The sequence below is a fragment of the Leifsonia sp. McL0618 genome, assembly GCF_049994905.1.
Lineage (GTDB): Bacteria > Actinomycetota > Actinomycetes > Actinomycetales > Microbacteriaceae > Diaminobutyricibacter.
The window spans coordinates 3,553,068-3,573,704 of sequence record NZ_CP188258.1 but is presented as its reverse complement, the minus strand read 5'-3'; the positions used below and the strand labels follow the sequence as shown (position 1 = coordinate 3,573,704).

Genomic DNA, 20,637 nt, shown 5'->3' with positions numbered 1-20,637 from the left:
AGGATCACTCTTGTCCGGGACTCGAAGTTCGCGCCAGCAATGGACTTGCCACGCCGCCGGGAAGGACGCGATCTGGTTATTCACCACGATTGGATGGGACAAGCGCCCGACTTGGGATCTCGAAAATTGGCGGCCAGCGGTTACGCTTCCGAACATATGGGACGCGATGGTGGTGAAGCATTGCAACTGGTGAAGAACGCGTCGAAGCAGCAGAAGCTGACGGCCGCGATTTCCGGTGTCGTGGCAATAGTTGACTTTCTACTGATTTCAGTTGTTGGCCACTCCGTGGGAAGCGTCTTCGAGTTGACCCTGGCGGTTGCTTTCTACTGGAGCCTCTTGGTTGCGCTAGCGGCGGCCACCTTTCTCTTGGCTTGGGCTCTGGGGAAGCTGTGGTGCGCCGGGACGGGCCAGCGATACTTGCCGATGATTGCGACGATTTCAGTCTGGGCAATGGCGATGTTCTTTCTGGCGTACGCCATGCTGTTGGGCGCGGGGGAGCGGGTGAGCGGCGTTTGGTCCGGCGTTGCGTTCCTCGGTTTCATGGGTGGTGCGGTCAGTGCAGTAGTGTTCGGCACAACGTCTTTGGTGTCCTTCCTGCGACGGACAAGCTGAATCGGCCTGTTGCGGATGCTCTCGGAGGCTCGGCCGAAACGGGCACTCGAATGAAAAAAGGTCAGACCCTGCACATGAGTTCGATCGGCACGCGACGGAGCTACCAAGTTCAACGAACGGTCTATTCACCGGGAGGAGCCGTCACCTCAGCAAGTGAGACGCTCTATGCCTTCAAGCCCTGGACGAACGCGGTCGCATGCGGATTTTGAGGTCGAGGGGCGCCGTGGCCCACATTTCGCATCGCGCGGTTCTGCTCGGTTTCGCGCTATCGACACTGGCTCTGGCGGGGTGTGCGCCTGCGCCGCCCCAGCCAGCTAGCAGCGCGGATCTGCGCAGTGTTGTCGGAGAACACATGGACCAGGCCGAAACCCGGTTCGCTAAACGGATCAATCCTGTATACGATCTGTCATTCCCCGTGGTCGGAATCCAACCAACCTATGGTGTCAATGCGGATCCTGCGAACTACGTGATTGTTGTGGCATGCAATGCTATGAAACCCAATTCAGTCGAAGACCTCACAGTAGGAGTAGTACCGGTTTCGCGCTTTACGGCTGAGATTTCGCACGCGGCCAAATCAGGTCGGTACAAGGATCTCTTAGCCGAGTGCAAGTAGGGCCGTCTGAAAATTGGGCGACTGACCCTCTAATGACCGCCTCATGATAGAGCTCCCTGGATACCGAAGCGGCGCGCGATATTCCGCATTCGCACCGTGGTTTTGAAGGCCTCACTGCACAAGTGGACGGGGCGAGGATTTCGGCCTGCAGGCAGGCATGATGATTCCTGATGCGGCCGATCCGAGCCTGAAGACGATTCGAGTGGCCCGCGAGCTCTCCTGGCCGAGCCTTAGGGAATGGCACCCACGCCGACCTCGGGCGGGCCTTGGTGGGGCGTCGCACCGATCAGTCGCGCAAGCCCGGCCGTACCGCCCTCCCGTAGTGCTCTGCGCTGTCGGTCGGCGCCGTTCCCCTCTGTCATGATGCGGGCGACGACCTCCGCTGCTGTCGCTGTGTCGCCGTGCGCGTCCATGCCGGGTGTCGCCTCCTGAAGTAGCGCGGAGACGACCTCGGCCGCTGGGTGCGGCTTACCCGTGGCCGGGTGGAGGAGATCTCGGGCAAGCCCGAACCGGGCTGCCTGCCAGAACCCGGCGTCAAGCAGCTCGGGTGCGATCGCGTCGGGCTCACCGGGTTCCTGGGCGTCAACGAGGCCCCGGACAAGCGAGGCGAGAGCCGCGCTCGTGCCGCTGTCGAGCTGGGCATCGAAGACCCGGATCTCCACGGTCGGGTAGCGCTCGGACGGCCGAACCACCCAATTCACGGTGCCCGGGTCGGTGATTCCACTCGTCCGCAGTAACGCCGCCGTTCGTGCCCGGTAGTCGGCGCCGTCGCGGAATGAGGGCGGGATGCCGTGGGTGGTCCAGCGTCGCGTGTGGATCGCTCGCCAGCTGTCGAACCCGGTGTCCTCGCCATGCCAGAACGGCGAATTGGCGGCGAGCGCCAGGAGGGTGGGCAGCCACGGGCGAAGACGGTTGGAGGCTCGGATGGCCGCATCGAGATCAGGCACGCCGACATGAACGTGAACCCCGTTGATCTGATGGTCGGCGATGATCCCGCCGAAGTGGGCGGCGATCGCCCGGTAGCGGTCGGCGTTGGCGACCGGAGAGTGCGCGTCCGCCCGATATGGCGCGCCGACGCCGCCCGCGATCATCCCGTTGTTCGCTGCCCACGAAGCGAGTTCGGCACGGAACCGGGTGAGCGACGCGCGTATTTCTGCTGCCGTGGTGCAGACGGGGGAGGCGAACTCCAGTTGCGAGGCGAAGAATTCGAGCAGCACGGTGCCCTCATCTCCGTTGCCTCGTCGTAAGGCGTCGACCGCATCGTGTGCACGGTTGACCGGTGACAACTCAACGGGATCGAGCAGGACGAACTCCTCTTCCACCCCGATGGTTGTTCTCACGTCTTCACCTCGCCGTCGGCCACGCTACGCAGGGATTGCGCAGCAGCGCAACGGCTTGACTCGGAGCTCAATTCGGCCCACCGTCGGAGCATGACAGCACGAATCACCCCCCGCGGCCCGGTGAGCGAAGCGTTTCTGGAGGCGCTAACGAGGGCCGCACCGTCCCTAGCAGACGATCTGGAGCACGTTGTCGAGCTCGCCAATCGAGCCCTGGACAGCGGCGCGGACGTGGTGTCCGACGGCGACCTCCAGCTCACCCTGCTCGCAAGTTATGGGCTTTCATACGGAGGTGTCGTCGATGCTGACGATCTGTGGGAGTGGCATCCCGCCCACCTGCGAGTACGTGCGACGATCGAGCAGAGCTTCGAGGAGCAGCTGCGGGCGCGCCTCGAACCAGTCGCGCTGCCGAAGACGGACGCAGAGTCGGTCGCCTCCTACCTGTTCTCCCTCACCGCCGACAAGGACGGCCCGAGCCTGGCGCGCTACGTCGCGAAGAAGGCGACGCAGGAGCAGGCGCTCGAGTTCCTCATCCACCGGTCGATCTACACACTGAAGGAGGCCGATCCGCACTCGTGGGCCATTCCGAGGTTGACGGGTCGCGCCAAAGCCGCGCTCGTCGAGGTCCAGTCCGACGAATACGGCGGCGGCAGGCCGGAACGCATGCACGGTGCGATCTTCGCGCGAACAATGCGCGGAGCAGGCCTCGACGACACCTATGGAACCTACATCGACCGTGTCCCGCCCATTACCCTCGCATCATTCAACATGATGTCGATGTTCGGTCTGAACCGGCGCCTCCGCGGCGCCATTGCCGGCCATCTGGCTGCATTCGAGATGACGTCGTCCATCCCGAACCGCTTGTACGGCAACGGTTTCAGGCGCCTCGGCTACGGCGAGGATGTCACCTTGTATTTCGACGAACACGTCGAGGCGGATGCGGTCCACGAGCAGATCGCCGGGCGAGATCTGGCGGGCGGGTTGGCTGAGGAGCAGCCTGACCTGCTTGCCGACATCGTCTTCGGTGCCCGCGCCTGCCTGTACGTCGACGGGCTCGTCGGCCAGCACATGCTGGACCGTTGGCAGGCTGGGGAGAGTTCCCTCCGAGAGCAGGCGGCGGTGCCAGCATGACACAGCCAGATGAAAACGAGCCGCTCATCGTCGCCTGCACCGACGGTCCATTGCTGGTCCGCGGATCCGTCACCATAGTCAACTCGGATGGCGAGCGCATCCCCCAGCATCGCCGAACCGTCGCGTTGTGCCGATGCGGTGTGTCGGCGATCAAACCGTTCTGCGATGGAACGCACAAGCTCATCCACTTCACCACCGACCCGGCACGGCATGACGCGACCGCGTCGAGTTAGCTATTCTGCGCTGCGCGACGATAGCGAATCCTGTTAGAGCATGTTCCATGCAGTAGACCCGGCTCTGTCCAAACTGACCGCCTTGCTGGCTAAGAGCCCTCTGCCCTATGACTGACGAGTTCCGGAGAGTGTGCCGGAGGCCAGCACGTGGCCTTTCATTGCAGCGGGGAGATGCTCCGCATCAGGGACTGCGGTGAGGTCGATGTGAGTGTCGAGTGCGTAGAGGTGGAACCGGTACAGGTGCGGGCCGTGGCCAGGCAGTGGGCGCCCTCGAGAAGACCGCCCGGGGCAGGCGGAAACTCGGCGATAACGTGAATGCGAGGATTCGTCCTCGGACTGTTGAGGTCCTCCATCACCAGAATGAGATCTATCGCTTCTGGAGGCAGTGTGCTCCAAGTGAGGGCAGGCGAGAGTGGCCTGATGATGCGCCACGAGTCGGTGACGATATTCTCCTTGAGCATGAGTCGGCGGTAACGTCCCTCCCTGCAGCGAGGGTGAGCGCGTACACGTGCTGGTACCAATAGGCACCACTTGGTACGCTGGTATTACAGCCCGGAATACAGCAGGAAGGAGAGCACGCATGGCGATGAACCTACGCCTCGATACAGCTCACGAGGAGTTGCTGGAGTCGCTCGCGAAGGAGGAGCGTCGTACGAAGACTGAGATCGTGAAGTTGGCGATCGAGGAACGTGCCTCCAAGGCGGACAAGAGCGCGCGGACCCGTGCGATCTTCGCTCGCATCATGGAGGAGGACGCTGACCTGCTGGACGAGCTCTCGAAGTGACGGAGCCCGACGATATCGACATCGAGTATTTGGATCCCGTCGACGTTGAAGAACTGATCACGTCGGCGGGTTTCTCTGTCCGGGACCGGAACTTGTTGCTGTCGGCGTTGGCTTCCCCGTTACCGGTCTTCGGCGAGGAGGTCTACCCGGGCCTCTACAACAAGGCCGGCATCCTCATGCTGGCAATCAACCGCGACCACCCGCTTGCGGACGGCAACAAACGCCTCTCCTGGGTGGTGACAAAGGGTTTCCTCGCGCTGAACGGCCACGACCTCGCGGCCGATTCCGTCCAGGAGGGCAACGCCTTTGTGCGAGCCGTTGCATCTCGACAACTCGATCGCGTCGAAATCGTCGCTTGGATCGAGGGTCACGCGATTCGCCTCGTGTGAAGGCTCTCTTCCAGGTGCGGCGCACGATTCGAGCGTCGGTCTCCGTCAGTTTTATGAATGTGCGATTCGCGTGTTACGACGCCCCTTTTGGCTGTCAAGCAGTGAGGAGCCATTGGCGGTAGGTGGCGGCGAGCTACCGCGTTGTTAGCGCTGTGACGGCCAGGCGAGGCAACGATCCTGTTGGAGTAGACGTCCTTGGCGGCACGGTCGATTTCGTTTGCGCAGGTCGTTGAGAACTCCTTGCTGGCCCGCGCGATCGGGCGTACCGTGGGCGTGTTGGGAATCGGCTGGGCCTGCCTGCGACGGTTGCCAACCGGATGAGGGGAGCCAATCTTGCCCACAAACGACGCCCAACCGCAGCCCCCGCTTTCGGCCGGGGAGTTGTTGTCCCTGGACAACGTCGCAGCCCAACGCGAGGCACCACCTCATATTGTCCAGCAGCTCGCGACACGCATGCTGCGTCTCAGTGGCAGCGTTGAGCAACTCGAGCGCGCGGTGGCGGACGCGGATCGCCACGCCGAGAGCTTCTCGGTTTCGCTGCCGGAGTCGGTCACAGTCGGGCTGCCAGGCCGGACGCTTGAGGTGTTCGACCTGGACGCCATCCGGGAGTCCGTGGGGGACGCACTCCATGTCGAGGGGTACCACCCCGAGTGGGCGGACCTCGTCTACCACCCGAAGGTCGCTGCCCGGCCCCGGCGCAAGGGGTTGCGCACCTTTGACGGCAGGCGCGTCACTCCGTTGGCGAACCAGGAGTTCCTCTACGGTTCTGATGACCGGCAGCTCTACTATCCGTCGGGCTACCCGTGGCAGTGCATCGGCAAGGTCGACGTCTACCCTAACAGTGAGTCCGACAACCCCACCGAGTGGGGAAGTGGAGTGCTCATCGGTGACCGGATCGTCCTGACGGCGGGCCACGTGGCCGCTGCGCCCAGCAACCCGAAGGACTGGAAGATGCGGTTCACGGCGGGGATGTACAACGGCAGCTCCGTGGTCGGACCGGGAGCAGTGTCGTACGTCTCCGATAGCCAGTGGTGGGGCGACGGGGTGTCCGGCCACGACATCGGGTTGCTCCGGCTGTACGAACCCTTGGGCACCTCGCTGGGATACTTCGGCGCCAAGACGTATCACAGCTCATGGAACGACGGCGACTACTGGATCCTGTGCGGGTACCCCTACGACATCGCAAACGCCAATAGCCCCTCGCGGCAGTTCGGCATCGCCGTCCTGGATGAGGACTCCGACAACCAGAACAGCGCTGAGCTCGAGCACCACGGCGACACCGCCAGCGGCGACTCGGGCGGGCCATTCTTCGGCTTCTGGGCGAACGACCCGATCCCATACGCCGTAGGGACCACCAGCGGTCACGAGACCATCAGTGGTCCGTCTTGGACCGGCGGCGAGGACAACAACATTGAGGCCGGGGGTGCGTTGATGATTGCGGTGATCCAGGCGGCTCGGCAGAACTGGCCCGCGTAGCGAGGACTACCACGGGATCTCCTCGACCCACGACCGGACGGCGGCCTGCACCGGACGGGACAGGGTCCGCTGAGACGAGGCCGGGAGTTCGGCGAGTTCGGCCAGCAACTGACCTAATCGCGACGCCTCAGCGGCGGCGATTCCCGTCTGGACCAGCTTGCGGACCGCGTCCGTGGCACTGACCGGGATTTCGTTGCGGTCGAGCAGGAGCCATATCGGACGGTTCCACCCGCCGGCGTCCCAGTCGGCCGACAGGTCGGCCAGGTCGTCGACGATCCAGAATGCCTCGCCCACCATGGTTGCCGCTCGCTCCACCACCACTCGTGTCGCTTCACTCGCCCCAGGGTTGGCGAGCTCGGCGAGCGTGGCGACGGCGGCGGCGGGCAGCGCACTCTTGGCTGTCAGGGCGTCCCACACGTTGGCCGAGGGTGGCTCGCCGGCACGGCGTGTCCGCAGGCTGGCGAGCTCGCCGCGGTACATCGTTTCGATCACCTGACGGAAGCGAATGATGTCATCGGGTCGTCCACCGAGGCGCCGCGCACCGGACATCACTTCGAGTGCCAGGGCCGCCACGGAGTCGACGCCGAGATCACCGGACGTTTCGCTGTGAGTGCTGCCCGCTGCGCCTGGCTTCGCAGCGAAGAGCAGCTCCGGGGTCAGCCGGGCGGCCAGGGCGGCGCGCCGACTGGGGAACACGTCGGCGATTTGGTCGAAGAGCACGATGCCAAGGCTAAGCAAGGCGCCCAGCCGAGCGACATCGGCTACGCGGTGCGGACGCACCCCGGCGAGAGCGGCGAAGCCGGCGGCCTGTTGCCACCCGTGGCCGAAGAGGCGTGATATTGCCCCGGAGGAGAGGCCGACCGAGGCGCCCACAGCAGTCGGCTCTTGAGCACAGATCCGGCGCAGCTCCGGTCGCAGGTGTTTTCCCGCTATGTCGGCGGCTTCCAAACGCACCCGATCGAAACGCGCGTCATCGATGTACACCCCGACGTCACTGAGCGCCTTGGCGACCAGCGCGCGCAGCTCGCTCATGTCACCCACCAGCAGCCAGCCCGAGGAGCGAAACGCACGCGGCGGTGGTAAACAAGCGATGCTGGTCGTGCACGATGACGCCGGTACCAAGACCGTCCAGTCGCCAGGCCCGGTAGCTCTCCGGCTCAGCCACCGCCGGCGGGGGGATCCGCATCGAGGCCTGCCCTGGCCACCCGCCGTCGGGTTGTTGGAGGGCAATGAGCTGGTGCAGGCCGGGTCGCACGGGGTCGTCGAGGGGAACACCGGCCCGGAGGAGCACGGTGAGCGCCAGCGCCGTGGCGAAGGCTGACCGAGCGAATCCGGTTGCGCCCCAGCCGCCGTCACGAAGCTGTTCGGAGCTGGCCCATGCTGCAGCCCGTGTCACAGGTTCCCTGCGTCCCAAGACATCGGCCAGTGCGACTGCCTGCGACGTCGGGTAGTGTCGGTCGACCCACCAGTAGGAGTACCACCCGCCGTCTGGGGCCCGCCGCGGTTCGACATATTGCCAAGCGAGCTCAGCCTCGCGCCTGAAACGTCCGTTAGGGACCAGCGCAAACGCCCGACCTGCTGTCGCGGTCACCTCGAGATGGCTGGCGCACCAGCCTCGTACGTCAAACCGGGGCCCTGCGTGCAGATAGCGACGGATGGGGCTGGGGTCGGCGTATGTCGACACACCGCCCGTCCTCGGGTTCTGGAATTGCTTGAGGCAGCGCCCCGCACGCTCCATCGCATTCCTATCGAGTCCCGTCCCGGCCAGGAAGGTCAGCCCCCACGCCGTCGAGTCGGCGTCGCTCGGCACCTCATGGTGATAGCCCCAACCGCCATCCCGATGCTGACGTCGCAGCAACGCTTCGGCGACGCGGTCGATGGCCGTGCCGCGGACGCCTGCATCGTTTAGCTGTGCGCCGATGAATCCGCTAGGCCAGTCGCTTGCCTCGCCCGCCAAGGTCTCGTACTCACGCCACAGACCGTCTTGACTCTGTCGCGCCAGAAGGAACTCGACACCGCGGCTCATGGCCTGCTCGATGGAGGTGGTGCCAGTGCTCGCCACTTCGCCTCCCCGGACGCCACTTGGAATCATGCTAACGCCGAAGGTCGCAACGCTCCGAAGAACGTCAGCGCGGGACCCGAAGCGTCGGGGGCGAATCGTGATGCGTGCGCTGCTGGCGGCAGCCATGGCGTTTGTGGTCATCGGCGCAGCCAGGACGCTGGCTCCGTCTTGGCTCGTTACTGGTCAACGGGGGGTTAAGGCTCGATCAGCTGTTGAACCTGAACTTCCCGATTTGAGATGGCGACCGAATCTCCGAATCGACGCTCCCGGCGCGGCCGCGCTCATACGCTGGCCAACTCGTCGGCTTCGATGAGCACGCCACGCTCCCGAAGTGGTTCGGGGACGTTCTCGACCTTGACGGGTATCGCTTCAGCGGCGGGGGACAGCGGGGGCGTCCAGTCCCAGTCGGGGTTGCCCCGCTCGCTTGTGATCCAGCCGGGAAGAGGCAGTCGGGCTTGGCTGAGGCGCCATTCCGCGATGCCGGCGAGGGCCGCGTCCCACTGGGGGTTCACGTGCGCCGGCGGCTCGATCGCGAGAACGAACCGGTCGGCGGGGTCCGGTGTGGTGAGGTCGTCGGCAACCTGGATGAGCGTGCGATACGCCCGCCTGAAGTTGTTGTGACCCACTGCGTCGGCGAGGGTGATCGCCGCCTCCGCGACCGACGTTCCTCGTGCTTCGTGAAGAGTGAGCGAGACCGCGTCCAGATCGTCCTCGAATAGATCCGCGTATACATCGAGCGTCATCGGCGCCGAGGCGTGACGGCGCGGCTACGCAAGCGTGTCTCCAGAGCAGCAACCGCGTCGGCTACGCGCCGCTCTGCGGCGCGTACTTCGTTGCAAGCGGCAAGGGCCGCAGCACCTCGCTCGCGCTGCCCGACGCTGGCGTTCGTAGGTGGCTTGCCTGCTTGCATTCCGGTCTGATCGCCAAAGTGTCCCATCCTTGTAAATTGCGTTCTGAAGGGGCGCTTGGCGCGCTGGCGGCGCGCAAGTGCCTCGGCCGGGCTGCTCTTGGGGGCGTGAGTGAGCCCGAAACGAGTAGTACCGGGTTTACACGGGAGCCCTGATCTGGTGGCGGTCTTGGAAGTCACTTTGCAAAGTGCCTGCGTGCATTAGCAGTCAACTGTTCAGTCGCTCGATCGTCATCCTGAAGTAGTCGTCGACTCGTTCGGTCTTCGCTGGATCGATGTGAGTTCTCGCGTCTTCGTATGCCTCGGTCGCGTACTCGAATTCGCGTGAAGTGAACTCGGCAAGTGCGGCCGGGAATTCGCCTCGTCCCATTTCGCGAGTGCGGGCTTTTACCTCGATGAGATGCGCGGCTTCCTCGAGTACGTCCCCTTCGACACTGATTTCCGCGAGAAGTGTGGGCAGGTCCATCGGTGGGGTCGCCTCACCCGGGTGAAGTCGAAGCCAGCGTAATGCGCACGCTGGCCGCATGGCGTAGAAGACCTTCTTCAACGAAACGTCTCCGGCCTCGCCGGGCCACTCCCGGCGTCCCACGTGCAGGTAGTGCCGGCCGACTCTGACCGGGTCACTGACCTCCGACGCCAAGGCGAGGAGCCCGTCCCTGAACACGGGATCACCGGCATAGATGATCGGCGAGTTGAGCCATTCGACTACTACCGCATTGCCTTTCAGAAGCAGGCGCAGGGCCTTTGCCAGGTCCCACCCGTTCACGTCGAAGGTCTTATCGAGTGGAGTCTCGATCACGTCACGCTTCTGCCAGAGCGAAAGGTAATCGGTTGCCGGTCGGACGAAGATGAACCGGCAGTCGTAGTCGCTGTCGGGCGAGGGAAATCCCCACGCCCGACTTCCGCTCTCAATCGCCCACGGGACGCGAACAGAATTGTCGGCTTCTACGCGCAACAGTCGGTCGTCGATCTCTGCGACCACGGCGGGGTCAAGTGAATCAGGCACAACTCGCACCTTCTGAAGGTAGCGGTAGCTGGACCTTGCTCCCTGAGCAGTTCTATCGAGCGGACTCGAGATACTCGTCTAGCCACCGGGTTGCCCCGTCGATGTCGTCAAAGACGCCGTCGTCCTGGGCAATGATGGAGGCCTGAATTATCGATCCAAAGCCGGGTCCGGGCTTCAGCCCGCGCTCGATAAGGTGCTCTCCGCGCAGCAGAGAAGGCCTAGGGCCTGGGCCAACCTTTTCCGCCACGGCCAGCCACCGGCCGGCGGGGCTCCGCTTGGCTGAGCGTCCGCGACCAGCACAGTCCGCGTCGACGACCCGAGCCCAGTCGTAGATCGAAGCGCCAGACTCGTTGCGCTTCAGTCGACGGATGAGGCGCTTCACAGCTGCCGGCGAAGGAGCGCCTTCGACGCTGGTGTGGCTCATATGCTCAGCAACGATGGGTAGCACCCTTTCTGCGATCCAGTGGGGCGCGCCGATCCGATTCAGGAACCTTTTGGCCGGTGCGACTCCAGCCTCCGCGTGACCGGTGCTCCGGATGCGCTTCCCCTCGAAAGTAGTGTGGGTAACCTTGCCGAAGTCGTGCACAAGTGCACCGAGAACGGCAACCTCTCGATCTTTATCGGACAGTTTCGCGCTTTCCGCGGCAAGGGCGGCAGCCCGGGCTGCGAGACCCAGGTGCGTCCACACGTCACCCTCGCTGTGCCATTCAGGGTCCTGGCGGATCCCTTTTGTCGCCGCGAGTTCGGGAAAGTGAACGTCCCATCCCGTCTGGGCCAAGGCTGTCAAGGCTTCGGGCCAGAAGACGGCTCGCCTGGCAAGCTTTCGCCATTCACCCCACACCCGTTCGACCGAGAGTTCCGCGAATAACGGAACAATTGTCCGGCACAGAGTCGCTGTATCCGGAGCGAGCACGAACCCGAAACGGCCAGCGAACTGAACCCCACGAAGAACACGCAACGGATCTTCGACGAAAGCGTCCGATGTGTGGCGCAGCACACCAGCGCGCAGGTCGTTCGCGCCGCTGAACGGGTCGACTAACTCCTCCGTCGCCGGGTCGAATCCAATGGCGTTGATCGTGAAGTCACGACGGCCGAAAGCGACTCGGATGTCGAGTCCAGGGTCGATGTCTGCATTAAAGCCCCGGTGCCCTGCGCCGTCGACCGAGTCGCGCCGCGGGAAACTGATATCGAAGTCTTCTCCATCGACACTCGCGGCAACGACACCGAACGCGATACCGCGTTCGTCCACCGCCCCGATCTTCGACAGCGCCGAAATCAAAGCCTCCTTTGCGCTCAACCCGTAGACCTCGATGTCGACGTCCTTCGAAGCAGGCTTGGAGAGTAGAAGTGCGTCTCTTACAGCGCCACCGACGATCAATGGTCGGCCGCCTACGGACTGGATGGTCCTCACAACCCGCTGCGCAGCGTGGGTCAGAGTCAAGAGCCCCGGAGCGGGACGCCGGTAGATACTCACGCGCGACCTCCGTTCGACGTTGCGTGGTTGAAAAGACTATGCGAACAGTCCCCGCCGCGACCACGGCGCGCACGTAAGCACCCTCATCGCGTCCGCGCGTGAGAACGGCCGAGGGGTCACTCGCCTCGCACTGTCACCGATCGGCACACCGCCAGAACAATGGTTCTGCCCGCGTTTGGCCCGTTACTTTGTCGACGGGCGGTTGCCCGAGTCTGAGGTCAGCGGTGCCGGATAGGCTCGTTGCATGACTGATCTGGCCCTTCCCGAGGACTACGCGACTGTCCTCGCGGGGCTCAAGCAACGGGTCCGCGAAGCGCGCTTTCGTGCTCAGCGCCAGGTCAACACGGAGCTCATCCGGCTCAACTGGCAGATCGGCCAGGTGCTCGCTGAACGGACGGACCACGCGCAATGGGGTGATAAGTCGATGCAGAGGCTTTCGGCGGACCTTCGGTCGGAGTTCCCTGGCTCGCGGGGCTTCTCGCCGCGAAACCTTCTCTACATGCGTGCCTTCGCTCGCGCCTGGCCGGGCCTTGATCCAATTGCGCAACACGCTGTTGCGCAATTGCCCTGGGGGCACATCACGGTGCTTCTCGACAAGGTCCCCGATTCCGCGGAGCGCGACTGGTACGCCGCTCAAGCGGTGTCCCACGGGTGGACCCGCGCTTCGCTGGAGCACCACATCAAGACGCTGGCTCACCAGCGGTTTGGGACTGCTCCCACCAACTTCGACCGTCTGCTCGAGTCTGGCGCTTCGGATCTCGCGCAGCAAATCACTAAGGATCCCTACGTCTTCGACTTCTTGGATGTGGAGCCCGGGCACGCTGAGCGCGACCTTGAGCGCGCCCTTGTCGAGCGGATCATCGAGACCCTCGGCGAGCTTGGCAGCGGGTTCAGCTTCGTTGGCAGGCAGGTCCCGTTCGAGGTCGACGGTGACGACTTCTTCCTGGATCTGCTCTTCTTCCACGTGGAGCAACTCCGCTACGTCGTTGTGGAGCTCAAGGTTGGCAAATTCAAGCCGGAGTACGTAGGCCAGCTCGGCTTCTACGTCGAGCTGGTGGAGGACCGGCTGCGCAGGGACGCCCACGCGGCGACGGTCGGCTTGCTGCTCTGCACCGACAAGAACGACCGCGTCGTGCGCTACGCCTTGGCGGGCAGCAACCAGCCGATCGCGATTGCAAGCTATGACCTTCTACCGCCGGCAGAGCAGGCCGCGCTTCCCTCCGAGGCCGATCTTCAGCGAGCGCTCGAATAGCCGTAGGCAATCAATCGCGCAACGCGTTGTTGCGTAATCGTCGGACGAGCGTGAGAGTCGAAGACCATCGCGCGGCTGAGCCACACCCAGCCGGAGAGGAAATGTTGGCCATTTGTGCACATCGGGACTCGCACGGCAGGGCGGGGGCGATTAACGGGGGGTCGGCGTATGTCGACACACCGCCCGTCCTCGGGTTCTGGAATTGCTTGAGGCAGCGCCCCGCACGCTCCATCGCATTCCTATCGAGTCCCGTCCCGGCAAGGAAGGTCAGCCCCCACGCCGTCGAGTCGGCGTCGCTCGGCACCTCATGGTGATAGCCCCAACCGCCATCCCGATGCTGACGTCGCAGCAACGCTTCGGCGACGCGGTCGATGGCCGTGCCGCGGACGCCTGCATCGTTTAGCTGTGCGCCGATAAATCCGCTAGGCCAGTCGCTCGCCTCGCCCGCCAATGTCTCGTACTCACGCCACAGACCGTCTTGCCTGATGTTGGTTGCCGCTCTGCTGTGCGGCGTCAGTGAGGCTGAGGCCAGCGCGAACGCGGGCTTGCTTCAGCGAGCTCTGGATGCTCATGGCTCACAGTTCACCCGTCGGCCAGAAGTCTGCCTGCCATGGTCGGCACAGCGAGCGTCTCCTGAGCAGCGAGCGCGATCACTGCTCCCGCGACGGCCAGCACCGTGCCGGCGAGCACCTGCTTCCCGCCGTGGCGCAGGAGCAGTGCGCCCAGTTCATCGAATGCGTTTCCGCGGCTCGCGGATGCGAGGATGTCGCGTGCCGCGCGCACCGCGGGCGGGTCCCACTCGGGAATTCGCATGGTCGCCAACGTCTTCACGTAGGAGGGGTCCTGGTGCCACGCGTCGAGCGCGCCAAGCCCTAAACCGATCACGTGTGCGACCGAGGGCAGGGTGCCAACGGGCTCGGGCTGTATGCCGTCGATGACCACGCGGGCCAGATCGACGCTGCCCTCGGCAAGAGCCTCCGCGGCCAGGCGGTGAACCGTCAGAGCCAGTGACCGCTGCTCCCCGACCGGCGTGAACAGTTCGAGGTTGTGGCGCTCCGTTGCGCGGGTCAGTGCCGCGTTCACTGCATCCAGATCGTCGATGTCGAGGTTTTCGACGTCGATACCGTCCTCGGCCAGCAGCGGCGCGATCTCGCTGAGCAGCCCGGCGGCCATCCCGGGCGCGTGGACGATACCCATGCGCTTCATCTCTTCTCGCAGTTCCGGATCGTCGAACACGTTCGTCGCGTCGAGATCGTCGATGTCTGCGGCGTCGTCGTCACCCAGGACCTCTGCGGTGAACGTCATGGCGAGCGTGACTCCACGAGCGAAGGCACCGCGCAACGGTTCCGGAACCTGGAGTCTTCCCTCAGCGTCCACGGACATGATGCCCGCATCGTTCAGCTGAAGCAGCGTACGCTCGACGCGCGGCTGGAGCATCGCCTCCATGGTGCTGAACGGTCCCACAGGGCCGGCCGACCCGTCGGGATCAAGTGCAGTGACGGCGTTCACGAGGGTGAGCCGCGCCAGCGTCGCACTCCAGGTATCGTCGTCGGGCTGCAGCCAAGTGGTGAGCAGGTGCGCGACGAACACGCTCACGAGAGCGGCCGCTTCATCGAGCGGCGGGAGATCTTCGCGCAGCCACCCCGCTGCGGCATCCCCCTGCTTCACGCGCGTGCGAGTCACCTCGATAAGGCCAGCTGCGGACAGCGCGGCCCACCAAGCCGTCAGCATCGGCAGATCCCACATCGACTGCACCTGCGCCTCGCCGGCCACGATGATCGCACCGTCGCGATATTCACCTCCCGTCGGCAGTTTCGCGACTCCGCGCGCCGAAAGCCCCAACCATGCGGCCGCCCGCCCGATATCCGCACGCCGCAGCGCCCCGGAATCCGTTACCGAACGACCTGACCCGACCCACTCGAGCAGTTCCCGCACGTGCGCGACGAGGGAAAGCCCGGCAAGGGCCGCACGCCGCAGCCGCGGATCCAGCAGCGCCTCTTCTTCGAGTGCGGCAACGAGCGCGCGCGGAAGGCCATCGTCACCGACGATCAGCTCCTCGAACACCTGGTGTGCATGCTCCCACGCCTCACCCGGTGCCGTCTCCACCCGGAAGTGCAGGTAGTCGTGGAGAAGATCGATCATGTCGACTTCATCGGCATCGACATCCAGAAGCACGTCGACGACATCCTCGATCTCGGACGGATCAAGCACATTGAGTCCTGCCCGCTGGGTCAGCGTGAGCAGCGCACCGAAACCGTCGTGCACCTGCGCCGGGTCGGTGAAACGGCTCGTACCGTGCTCCATCCACCGTTCGAAATCTCTGAGGGCCACGCGGGCGGCTAAAGGCATGCCCTGGCGGGCCGGGTTTCCTCGTGACTGTTTTTTGCGCTTCGACACCGCCCCATTCTGCCAGCGCGGCCCGCTGATCCGGGCGCCCATGAGGTGAAGTCGAGCACCCACAACTGGTTGGAAATCGCTTGGGGACTATTCGGTCCGGTCTGACGCCCTCGTCGACTCCCTCTGCACAACCCGCATGAAGTCCTCGGTGCTGATCGTCGGCTGGGGTGCAGGGTTGCCGCCGAGCATCTCCGACAGTGCATCGGCGTAGAGCGAAGCCATCGCGTCGAGGTCGAACGCTATCGATGACAAGGGCGGCTCCATGGCGCCGTTGATGGCGGTCTCGTCGACGCCGATCACGGCCAGGTCCTGGGGGCATCGAAGGCCCGCTCGGCGGATTCCTGCAAGAACTGCAATTGCGACCTCGTCGTTGTAGGCGGCTACGGCCGTCACGCCGCTCTCCGCCCAGCTTCGAACTGTCTGTTCGGCTCCCTCGCCGTCGAGATCGAAAGACCCGCGAGGGGGAGTCGGGAGCTCGCGCTCACGGCACGCGTCGGCGACCCCCTCGTATCGCATGTTCGCCAGCAAGTGGAGGCCACCGTCTGTCGTGTCGGCGAAGGCGATCTTCGTATGCCCGACGCCGGCCAGGTGCTGCACCTGAAGCCAGCCCGACCGATCGCGCCCGATCATCGTCTGGCCAGTCCCGAAAACGGAGGCCACGGCGATTTCGCGGTCGCGGAGCCACTCGATGGTGTCGTCGTCGAGGTCGAACATGCTGATGACCACGCGCGGTCGGAGGTCCCGGGCGACATCGATCAGGGTGCGGCTCGCAGGGCCCTCGAAGTGCACGATGAGTGTGACGCCCTGCTCCGCCGCCCGCGCCGTCATGTGGCTGGCGCTGACGACGACCAGCTCGCCGAGATGAACGCTCGGGACGACGAAGATCGCGATCTTCGAGGCGCCGGCGGCGAGGCTCTGTGCCGCGAGGTTGGGTCGGTAGCCCAGTTCGCGCGCTGCGCGCAGGACCGATTTGCGTGTCTTCTCGGAGATTTTCTGCGTGGACACATCGTTGAGCACGTAGCTGACCGTGGCGCGCGAGACGTTTGCGCGACGAGCAACATCGGCGCTCGTCGGCACGGCCACGAGGTTCTCTTCAGGATCGGGCAAGGATTTGACAGAACGGTCCGACATGCGTCTATTATCATCCCTGACGCGTGTAAGTGACGCGCGTAAGTGACGGAACGGACAAAGATGTCATCGCTTGAGAGCGCCGAAACCACGCCAACCGACGAAGCCGAACTCGCGTTCATCGAGGAGGCAGCAGGAAACGAAGATCCGCCCACCCCGATCAAGGGCGTACGGCGGTTGCTCTGGTGGATCATTCCCGCCAACATGGGCATCTTCATCATCTGGGGCTCGTTCCTGAGCCTCCTGCTGCCGGCGCAGGTCGCCGGTCTCGACCCTGCGCACAAGATCGTGAACTACGCGGTCGTGTCGACGATCGGCTCTATCTTCGCGCTGTTCGGGCAGCCGATCGCGGGCCAAATCTCCGACCGCACCCGTTCCCGCTTCGGGCGCCGTGCGCCGTGGATCGTCATCGGGTCTCTTGTCGGCGCCCTCTCACTGATCGGTCTCGCCTTCGCGAACTCGTTCGTCAGCGTCCTGATCGCCGCGACCCTGGTCCAGACCGCATACAATTTCGCGCAGGGACCGCTGAGCGCGGTCATGCCCGACCGGGTTCCGATCAAACGCCGTGGCACGTTCTCCGCGCTGTCCGGCATCGGCCTGATGGTCGGCGCGCTCGGCGGGCAGATCATCGGCTCCGCCTTCCTGGGCAGCATCGCGGGCGGCTACGTGTTCCTTGCCGTCTTCTCCGTGCTCATGCTGTCGCTGTTCGTGATCTTCAACCCGGACTACTCGAGCAAGGACCTTCCGCGCGAGCCCTTCAAGTTCGCGGACTTCCTGAAGACGTTCTGGGTCAACCCGGTCAAGCACCCCGACTTCTTCTGGGCGTTCACCGGAAGGACCCTGCTCTACGCCGGCTACTTCACCGTCACCGGATACCAGCTCTACATCCTCACCGACTACATCGGCATCAAGAACCCCGCCTCGGTCATCCCGCTGCTCGGCCTGACAAGCCTCGTCGGCATCCTGATCTCGACCATCATCTCCGGTCCGCTCTCCGACAGGTTCGGCCGTCGCAAGCCGTTCATCTTCGCCTCATCGGTGTTCGTCGCGATCGGCCTGCTGATCCCGGTCATCGCGCCCACCCTGCCCGGCTGGATGGCCATGACCTTCATCACCGGCTTCGGCTTCGGGATGTTCCAGGCCGTCGACACCGCACTGATGAGCCAGGTGCTGCCCTCGGCCAAGTCGTTCGCGAAGGATCTCGGCGTCGTCAACATCGCCGCAACCCTGCCCCAGGCGCTGGCTCCTGCCATCGCCGGTGCGATCGTACTCAGCTTCGGCTACATCGGGCTCTTCCCGCTCGGAATCGTGCTGAGCATCCTTGGTGCGTTCGCGATCCTGCCGATCAAGGCATCCCGCTGACCCGCCACCGGCGAACGGAGAAAGACATGAGCTTGACAACCACCACAGCTACGACCGAGGGCACGCCCCTGCAGCGAGCCGACGCGCTGCTGCAGCAGATGACCATCGACGAGAAGGCGCTGCAGCTGACCTCGACCATGCCGATCGGACTGTTCGGCGTCGACGGCCTGCTCGAATCGCAGGCCACGAAGGTGCTCGGCAACGGGATCGGGCACATCTCGGCACTCGGCATGTTCGGCCACAAGTCGCCCGCGAAGACGGCCAGCACAGTCAACGAGATCCAGCACTTCCTCGTCGAACGCACCCGCCTCGGCATCCCCGCGATCTTCCACAACGAAGCACTCAACGGCGTCCTCGCACCGGACTTCACGGTGTTCCCGACGGCGATCGGACTGGCCGCGAGCTGGAACCCGGATGCCGTCGAGGAGATGGCGGACCTCATCCGTCGCCAGATGCGCAGCGTCGGGTTGCTTCAGGCGCTGGCGCCGGTGATGGATGTCGCCCGCGACGCCCGCTGGGGTCGCGTGCACGAGACCTACGGTGAAGATCCGTACCTGGCGTCGGCGTTCAGCGTCGCCTTCACCAAGGGGCTCCAGGGCACCGATCTGCTCGAAGGTGTGATCGCGACGGCGAAGCATTTCCTCGGCTACGCGATGACCGAAGGCGGGCAGAACATGGCGGCAACCCAGGTCACCGCCCGCGAGCTTCGCGAGGTCTACGCCCGCCCGTTCGCCGCCGCGATCCAGCTCGCCGGCCTCGCGTCGGTGATGAATTCATACTCTGAGATCGACGGCATCCCGGTCGGCGCATCCGAGGCGATCCTCACGGGCCTCCTCCGCGATGAGCTGGGCTTCGAGGGCACCGTGGTCTCGGATTACACGACGGTTCCGATGCTGCACACGCGGCAGAAGGTCGCGAAGGATGTCGCGGAGGCGGGCGTGCTCGCTCTGAAGGCGGGCCTGGATGTCGAGCTGCCCGCAGCCGTGGGTTACGGGGCTCTGCTCGCCGACCAGGTGCGCGCGGGCGCCGTCAGTGAGGACATCCTCGACACGTCCGTGCGCCGGGTGCTGCGCGACAAGTTCGCACTCGGCCTGTTCGAGCGCCCCTACGTCGATGAGGACCCGATCGTCCTCGCCGAGATCGCTCCTCAGGGTGCCGAGCTCGCGCAGCAGTTGGCCAGCGAATCGCTGACGCTGCTGAAGAACGAGGATGCGGTCCTGCCGCTGTCCCGCAGTATTCAGCGCATCGCGATCGTCGGACCGCACGCCGACGAGGTGGGCTTCGCGTTCCCCGGGTACACGTACCCGGTCGGGCTCGGGATGCTCGGCGCCATGATGATGGGCGGCGACGGCAACATGGCCGGCCTGGACGCCATGGGTGGCGAATTCCCGCCCGAGGCCATGGCGGCTGCCGGTGCGGAATTCGGGCCAGCGTTCGCGGTCTCGCCCGAAGAGTACATCCGCCAGCACTACGGCTCCATCTCGCTGGCCGAAGCGGTCCGGGCGCTCGTTCCGGACGCTGAAGTGACGGTTGTTCCCGGCTGCGGCGTGCTTGACTCGGAGCCGCAGGACATCGATGCGGCTGTCACCGCAGCGTCGAACGCAGACGTCGTGATCGCTGCGTTCGGTGGCCGCGGTGGCTGGTTCTTCGGAGCGAACACCGAGGGTGAAGGTTCCGACAGCGCCGAGATCGATCTGCCGCGCAATCAGCGCACACTGCTCGCCGCCGTGGCGGCAACGGGCACCCCCGTCGTCGGTGTCCTCTCGACCGGCCGCCCGATGGCGCTCACCGAGGCGCTCCCCTCGCTGTCGGCACTGATCCACGCCTACTACGGCGGTCAGCAGGGAACCCGCGCCATCGCGAACGCCCTGTTCGGAATCGAGAACCCCGGCGGCAAGCTTCCGTACAGCATGCCGCGGCACACCGGCCAGGTTCCGATCTACGCAGGTCAGCACAACGGCAGCGGCTACCGCCGCACCGAGTCCGACATGCACAAGGGCTACCGTGACCTGCCCGCGACACCGCTCTTCGCGTTCGGGCACGGCCTCAGCTACACGACCTTCGCCTACAGCGACGTGACACTGAGCGACACGACGGTCGACAGCTCCGGTTCAATCGAGATCAGCGTCACCGTCGAGAACACGGGCACGGTCAGGGGCGACGAGGTGGTGCAGCTGTACTTCAGCGATACCGCCACCGGCCTGGCACGCCCCGCGCAGGAACTCGTCGGCTTCCGTCGCGTCTCGCTCGAGCCGGGAGCGGCCAAGACCGTCACCTTTGCGGTGAAGCTGGACCAGCTCGCCTACCTGGGCGTGGACGGCTCGACCTGGATCGTGGAGCCAGGGCCGATCGACGTCCTCGTCGGCTCCGCCTCGGACGACATTCGTGCGCACGAACGGTTTGAGGTCACCGGCCCGACCGTCACGGTTGGTCGCTCGCGCTCGTTCCTCTCGGAGTCGCGTCTCGGATAACAG

The 20,637-nt window shown here is 64.8% G+C and carries 18 protein-coding genes; 9 read left to right on the top strand and 9 right to left on the bottom strand.

The features are described 5' to 3' along the window. Nucleotides 1–39 precede the first annotated feature (39 nt). Complete coding sequence (locus ACPPVQ_RS17360; protein ID WP_426516379.1) at nt 40–612, top strand: hypothetical protein; 573 nt, start codon at nt 40–42, stop codon at nt 610–612. An 843-nt stretch (nt 613–1,455) separates the two neighbouring features. Here the strand turns inward: ACPPVQ_RS17360 and ACPPVQ_RS17355 are convergent. Next, entirely contained in the window at nt 1,456–2,565 is a 1,110-nt protein-coding gene (locus ACPPVQ_RS17355; RefSeq protein WP_426516378.1) for a carboxylate-amine ligase, read from the bottom strand. A 90-nt stretch (nt 2,566–2,655) separates the two neighbouring features. Here ACPPVQ_RS17355 and ACPPVQ_RS17350 point away from each other — a divergent pair, with 90 nt between their 5' ends. Beyond that, nucleotides 2,656–3,693: an iron-containing redox enzyme family protein gene (locus tag ACPPVQ_RS17350; protein ID WP_426516377.1), complete on the top strand. Its 1,038-nt coding sequence runs from the start codon at nt 2,656–2,658 to the stop codon at nt 3,691–3,693. Further along, the gene (locus tag ACPPVQ_RS17345; RefSeq protein ID WP_426516376.1) at nt 3,690–3,926 is read left to right on the top strand and encodes a CDGSH iron-sulfur domain-containing protein; all 237 of its coding nucleotides are present in this window, start codon (nt 3,690–3,692) and stop codon (nt 3,924–3,926) included. Before ACPPVQ_RS17350 ends, ACPPVQ_RS17345 begins: the two co-directional genes overlap by 4 nt. A 105-nt stretch (nt 3,927–4,031) precedes the next feature. On the opposite strand, the gene ACPPVQ_RS17340 is transcribed toward ACPPVQ_RS17345, so the two are convergent. Beyond that, a complete protein-coding gene (locus ACPPVQ_RS17340; RefSeq protein ID WP_426516375.1) occupies nt 4,032–4,508 on the bottom strand; it encodes a hypothetical protein in 477 nt (158 codons plus the stop codon). Between ACPPVQ_RS17340 and ACPPVQ_RS17335 the strand changes: the two genes are divergently transcribed. The 3 genes from ACPPVQ_RS17335 to ACPPVQ_RS17325 all read left to right on the top strand — a co-directional run bounded on the left by ACPPVQ_RS17335 (nt 4,507) and on the right by ACPPVQ_RS17325 (nt 6,575). Next, nucleotides 4,507–4,710, top strand: coding sequence for a hypothetical protein (locus ACPPVQ_RS17335; protein ID WP_426516374.1), 204 nt, complete (start codon nt 4,507–4,509; stop codon nt 4,708–4,710). The two genes, ACPPVQ_RS17340 and ACPPVQ_RS17335, sit on opposite strands and share 2 nt — an antisense overlap. Further along, a complete protein-coding gene (locus ACPPVQ_RS17330) occupies nt 4,707–5,099 on the top strand; it encodes a type II toxin-antitoxin system death-on-curing family toxin (RefSeq protein ID WP_426516373.1) in 393 nt (130 codons plus the stop codon). Before ACPPVQ_RS17335 ends, ACPPVQ_RS17330 begins: the two co-directional genes overlap by 4 nt. Nucleotides 5,100–5,432: 333 nt before the next feature. Further along, nucleotides 5,433–6,575, top strand: coding sequence for a trypsin-like serine peptidase (locus ACPPVQ_RS17325; RefSeq protein ID WP_426516372.1), 1,143 nt, complete (start codon nt 5,433–5,435; stop codon nt 6,573–6,575). A 6-nt stretch (nt 6,576–6,581) separates the two neighbouring features. Here the strand turns inward: ACPPVQ_RS17325 and ACPPVQ_RS17320 are convergent, their stop codons facing one another. From ACPPVQ_RS17320 to ACPPVQ_RS17300, 5 genes are all read right to left on the bottom strand, one after another. Further along, nucleotides 6,582–7,607, bottom strand: a complete 1,026-nt coding sequence (locus tag ACPPVQ_RS17320; RefSeq protein ID WP_426516371.1) for a hypothetical protein — start codon at nt 7,605–7,607, stop codon at nt 6,582–6,584. 1 nt (nt 7,608) lies between these two features. Next, nucleotides 7,609–8,637 (bottom strand): hypothetical protein, encoded by a 1,029-nt coding sequence (locus tag ACPPVQ_RS17315; RefSeq protein WP_426516370.1) that lies wholly within the window; start codon nt 8,635–8,637, stop codon nt 7,609–7,611. 281 nt (nt 8,638–8,918) lie between these two features. After that, nucleotides 8,919–9,380 carry a hypothetical protein gene (locus ACPPVQ_RS17310; RefSeq protein WP_426516369.1) on the bottom strand — a complete coding sequence of 154 codons (462 nt, stop codon included), beginning with the start codon at nt 9,378–9,380 and terminating at the stop codon, nt 8,919–8,921. A 372-nt stretch (nt 9,381–9,752) separates the two neighbouring features. Further along, a complete protein-coding gene (locus tag ACPPVQ_RS17305) occupies nt 9,753–10,550 on the bottom strand; it encodes a nucleotidyltransferase domain-containing protein (protein ID WP_426516368.1) in 798 nt (265 codons plus the stop codon). A 52-nt stretch (nt 10,551–10,602) separates the two neighbouring features. Then, complete coding sequence (locus ACPPVQ_RS17300; protein WP_426516367.1) at nt 10,603–11,928, bottom strand: CCA tRNA nucleotidyltransferase; 1,326 nt, start codon at nt 11,926–11,928, stop codon at nt 10,603–10,605. Nucleotides 11,929–12,268: 340 nt separating this feature from the next. Here ACPPVQ_RS17300 and ACPPVQ_RS17295 point away from each other — a divergent pair, with 340 nt between their 5' ends. After that, the gene (locus tag ACPPVQ_RS17295) at nt 12,269–13,276 is read left to right on the top strand and encodes a PDDEXK nuclease domain-containing protein (protein ID WP_426516366.1); all 1,008 of its coding nucleotides are present in this window, start codon (nt 12,269–12,271) and stop codon (nt 13,274–13,276) included. Nucleotides 13,277–13,858: 582 nt separating this feature from the next. Here ACPPVQ_RS17295 and ACPPVQ_RS17290 read toward each other — a convergent pair. Next, complete coding sequence (locus ACPPVQ_RS17290; protein ID WP_426516365.1) at nt 13,859–15,607, bottom strand: hypothetical protein; 1,749 nt, start codon at nt 15,605–15,607, stop codon at nt 13,859–13,861. 153 nt (nt 15,608–15,760) lie between these two features. Beyond that, on the bottom strand, nt 15,761–16,804 hold the full coding sequence (locus ACPPVQ_RS17285; RefSeq protein ID WP_426516364.1) for a LacI family DNA-binding transcriptional regulator: 1,044 nt from the start codon (nt 16,802–16,804) through the stop codon (nt 15,761–15,763). Nucleotides 16,805–16,864: 60 nt separating this feature from the next. Here ACPPVQ_RS17285 and ACPPVQ_RS17280 point away from each other — a divergent pair, with 60 nt between their 5' ends. Further along, nucleotides 16,865–18,163 carry an MFS transporter gene (locus ACPPVQ_RS17280; RefSeq protein WP_426516363.1) on the top strand — a complete coding sequence of 433 codons (1,299 nt, stop codon included), beginning with the start codon at nt 16,865–16,867 and terminating at the stop codon, nt 18,161–18,163. A gap of 26 nt (nt 18,164–18,189) precedes the next feature. Further along, on the top strand, nt 18,190–20,634 hold the full coding sequence (locus tag ACPPVQ_RS17275; protein WP_426516362.1) for a glycoside hydrolase family 3 N-terminal domain-containing protein: 2,445 nt from the start codon (nt 18,190–18,192) through the stop codon (nt 20,632–20,634). Nucleotides 20,635–20,637 lie beyond the last annotated feature (3 nt).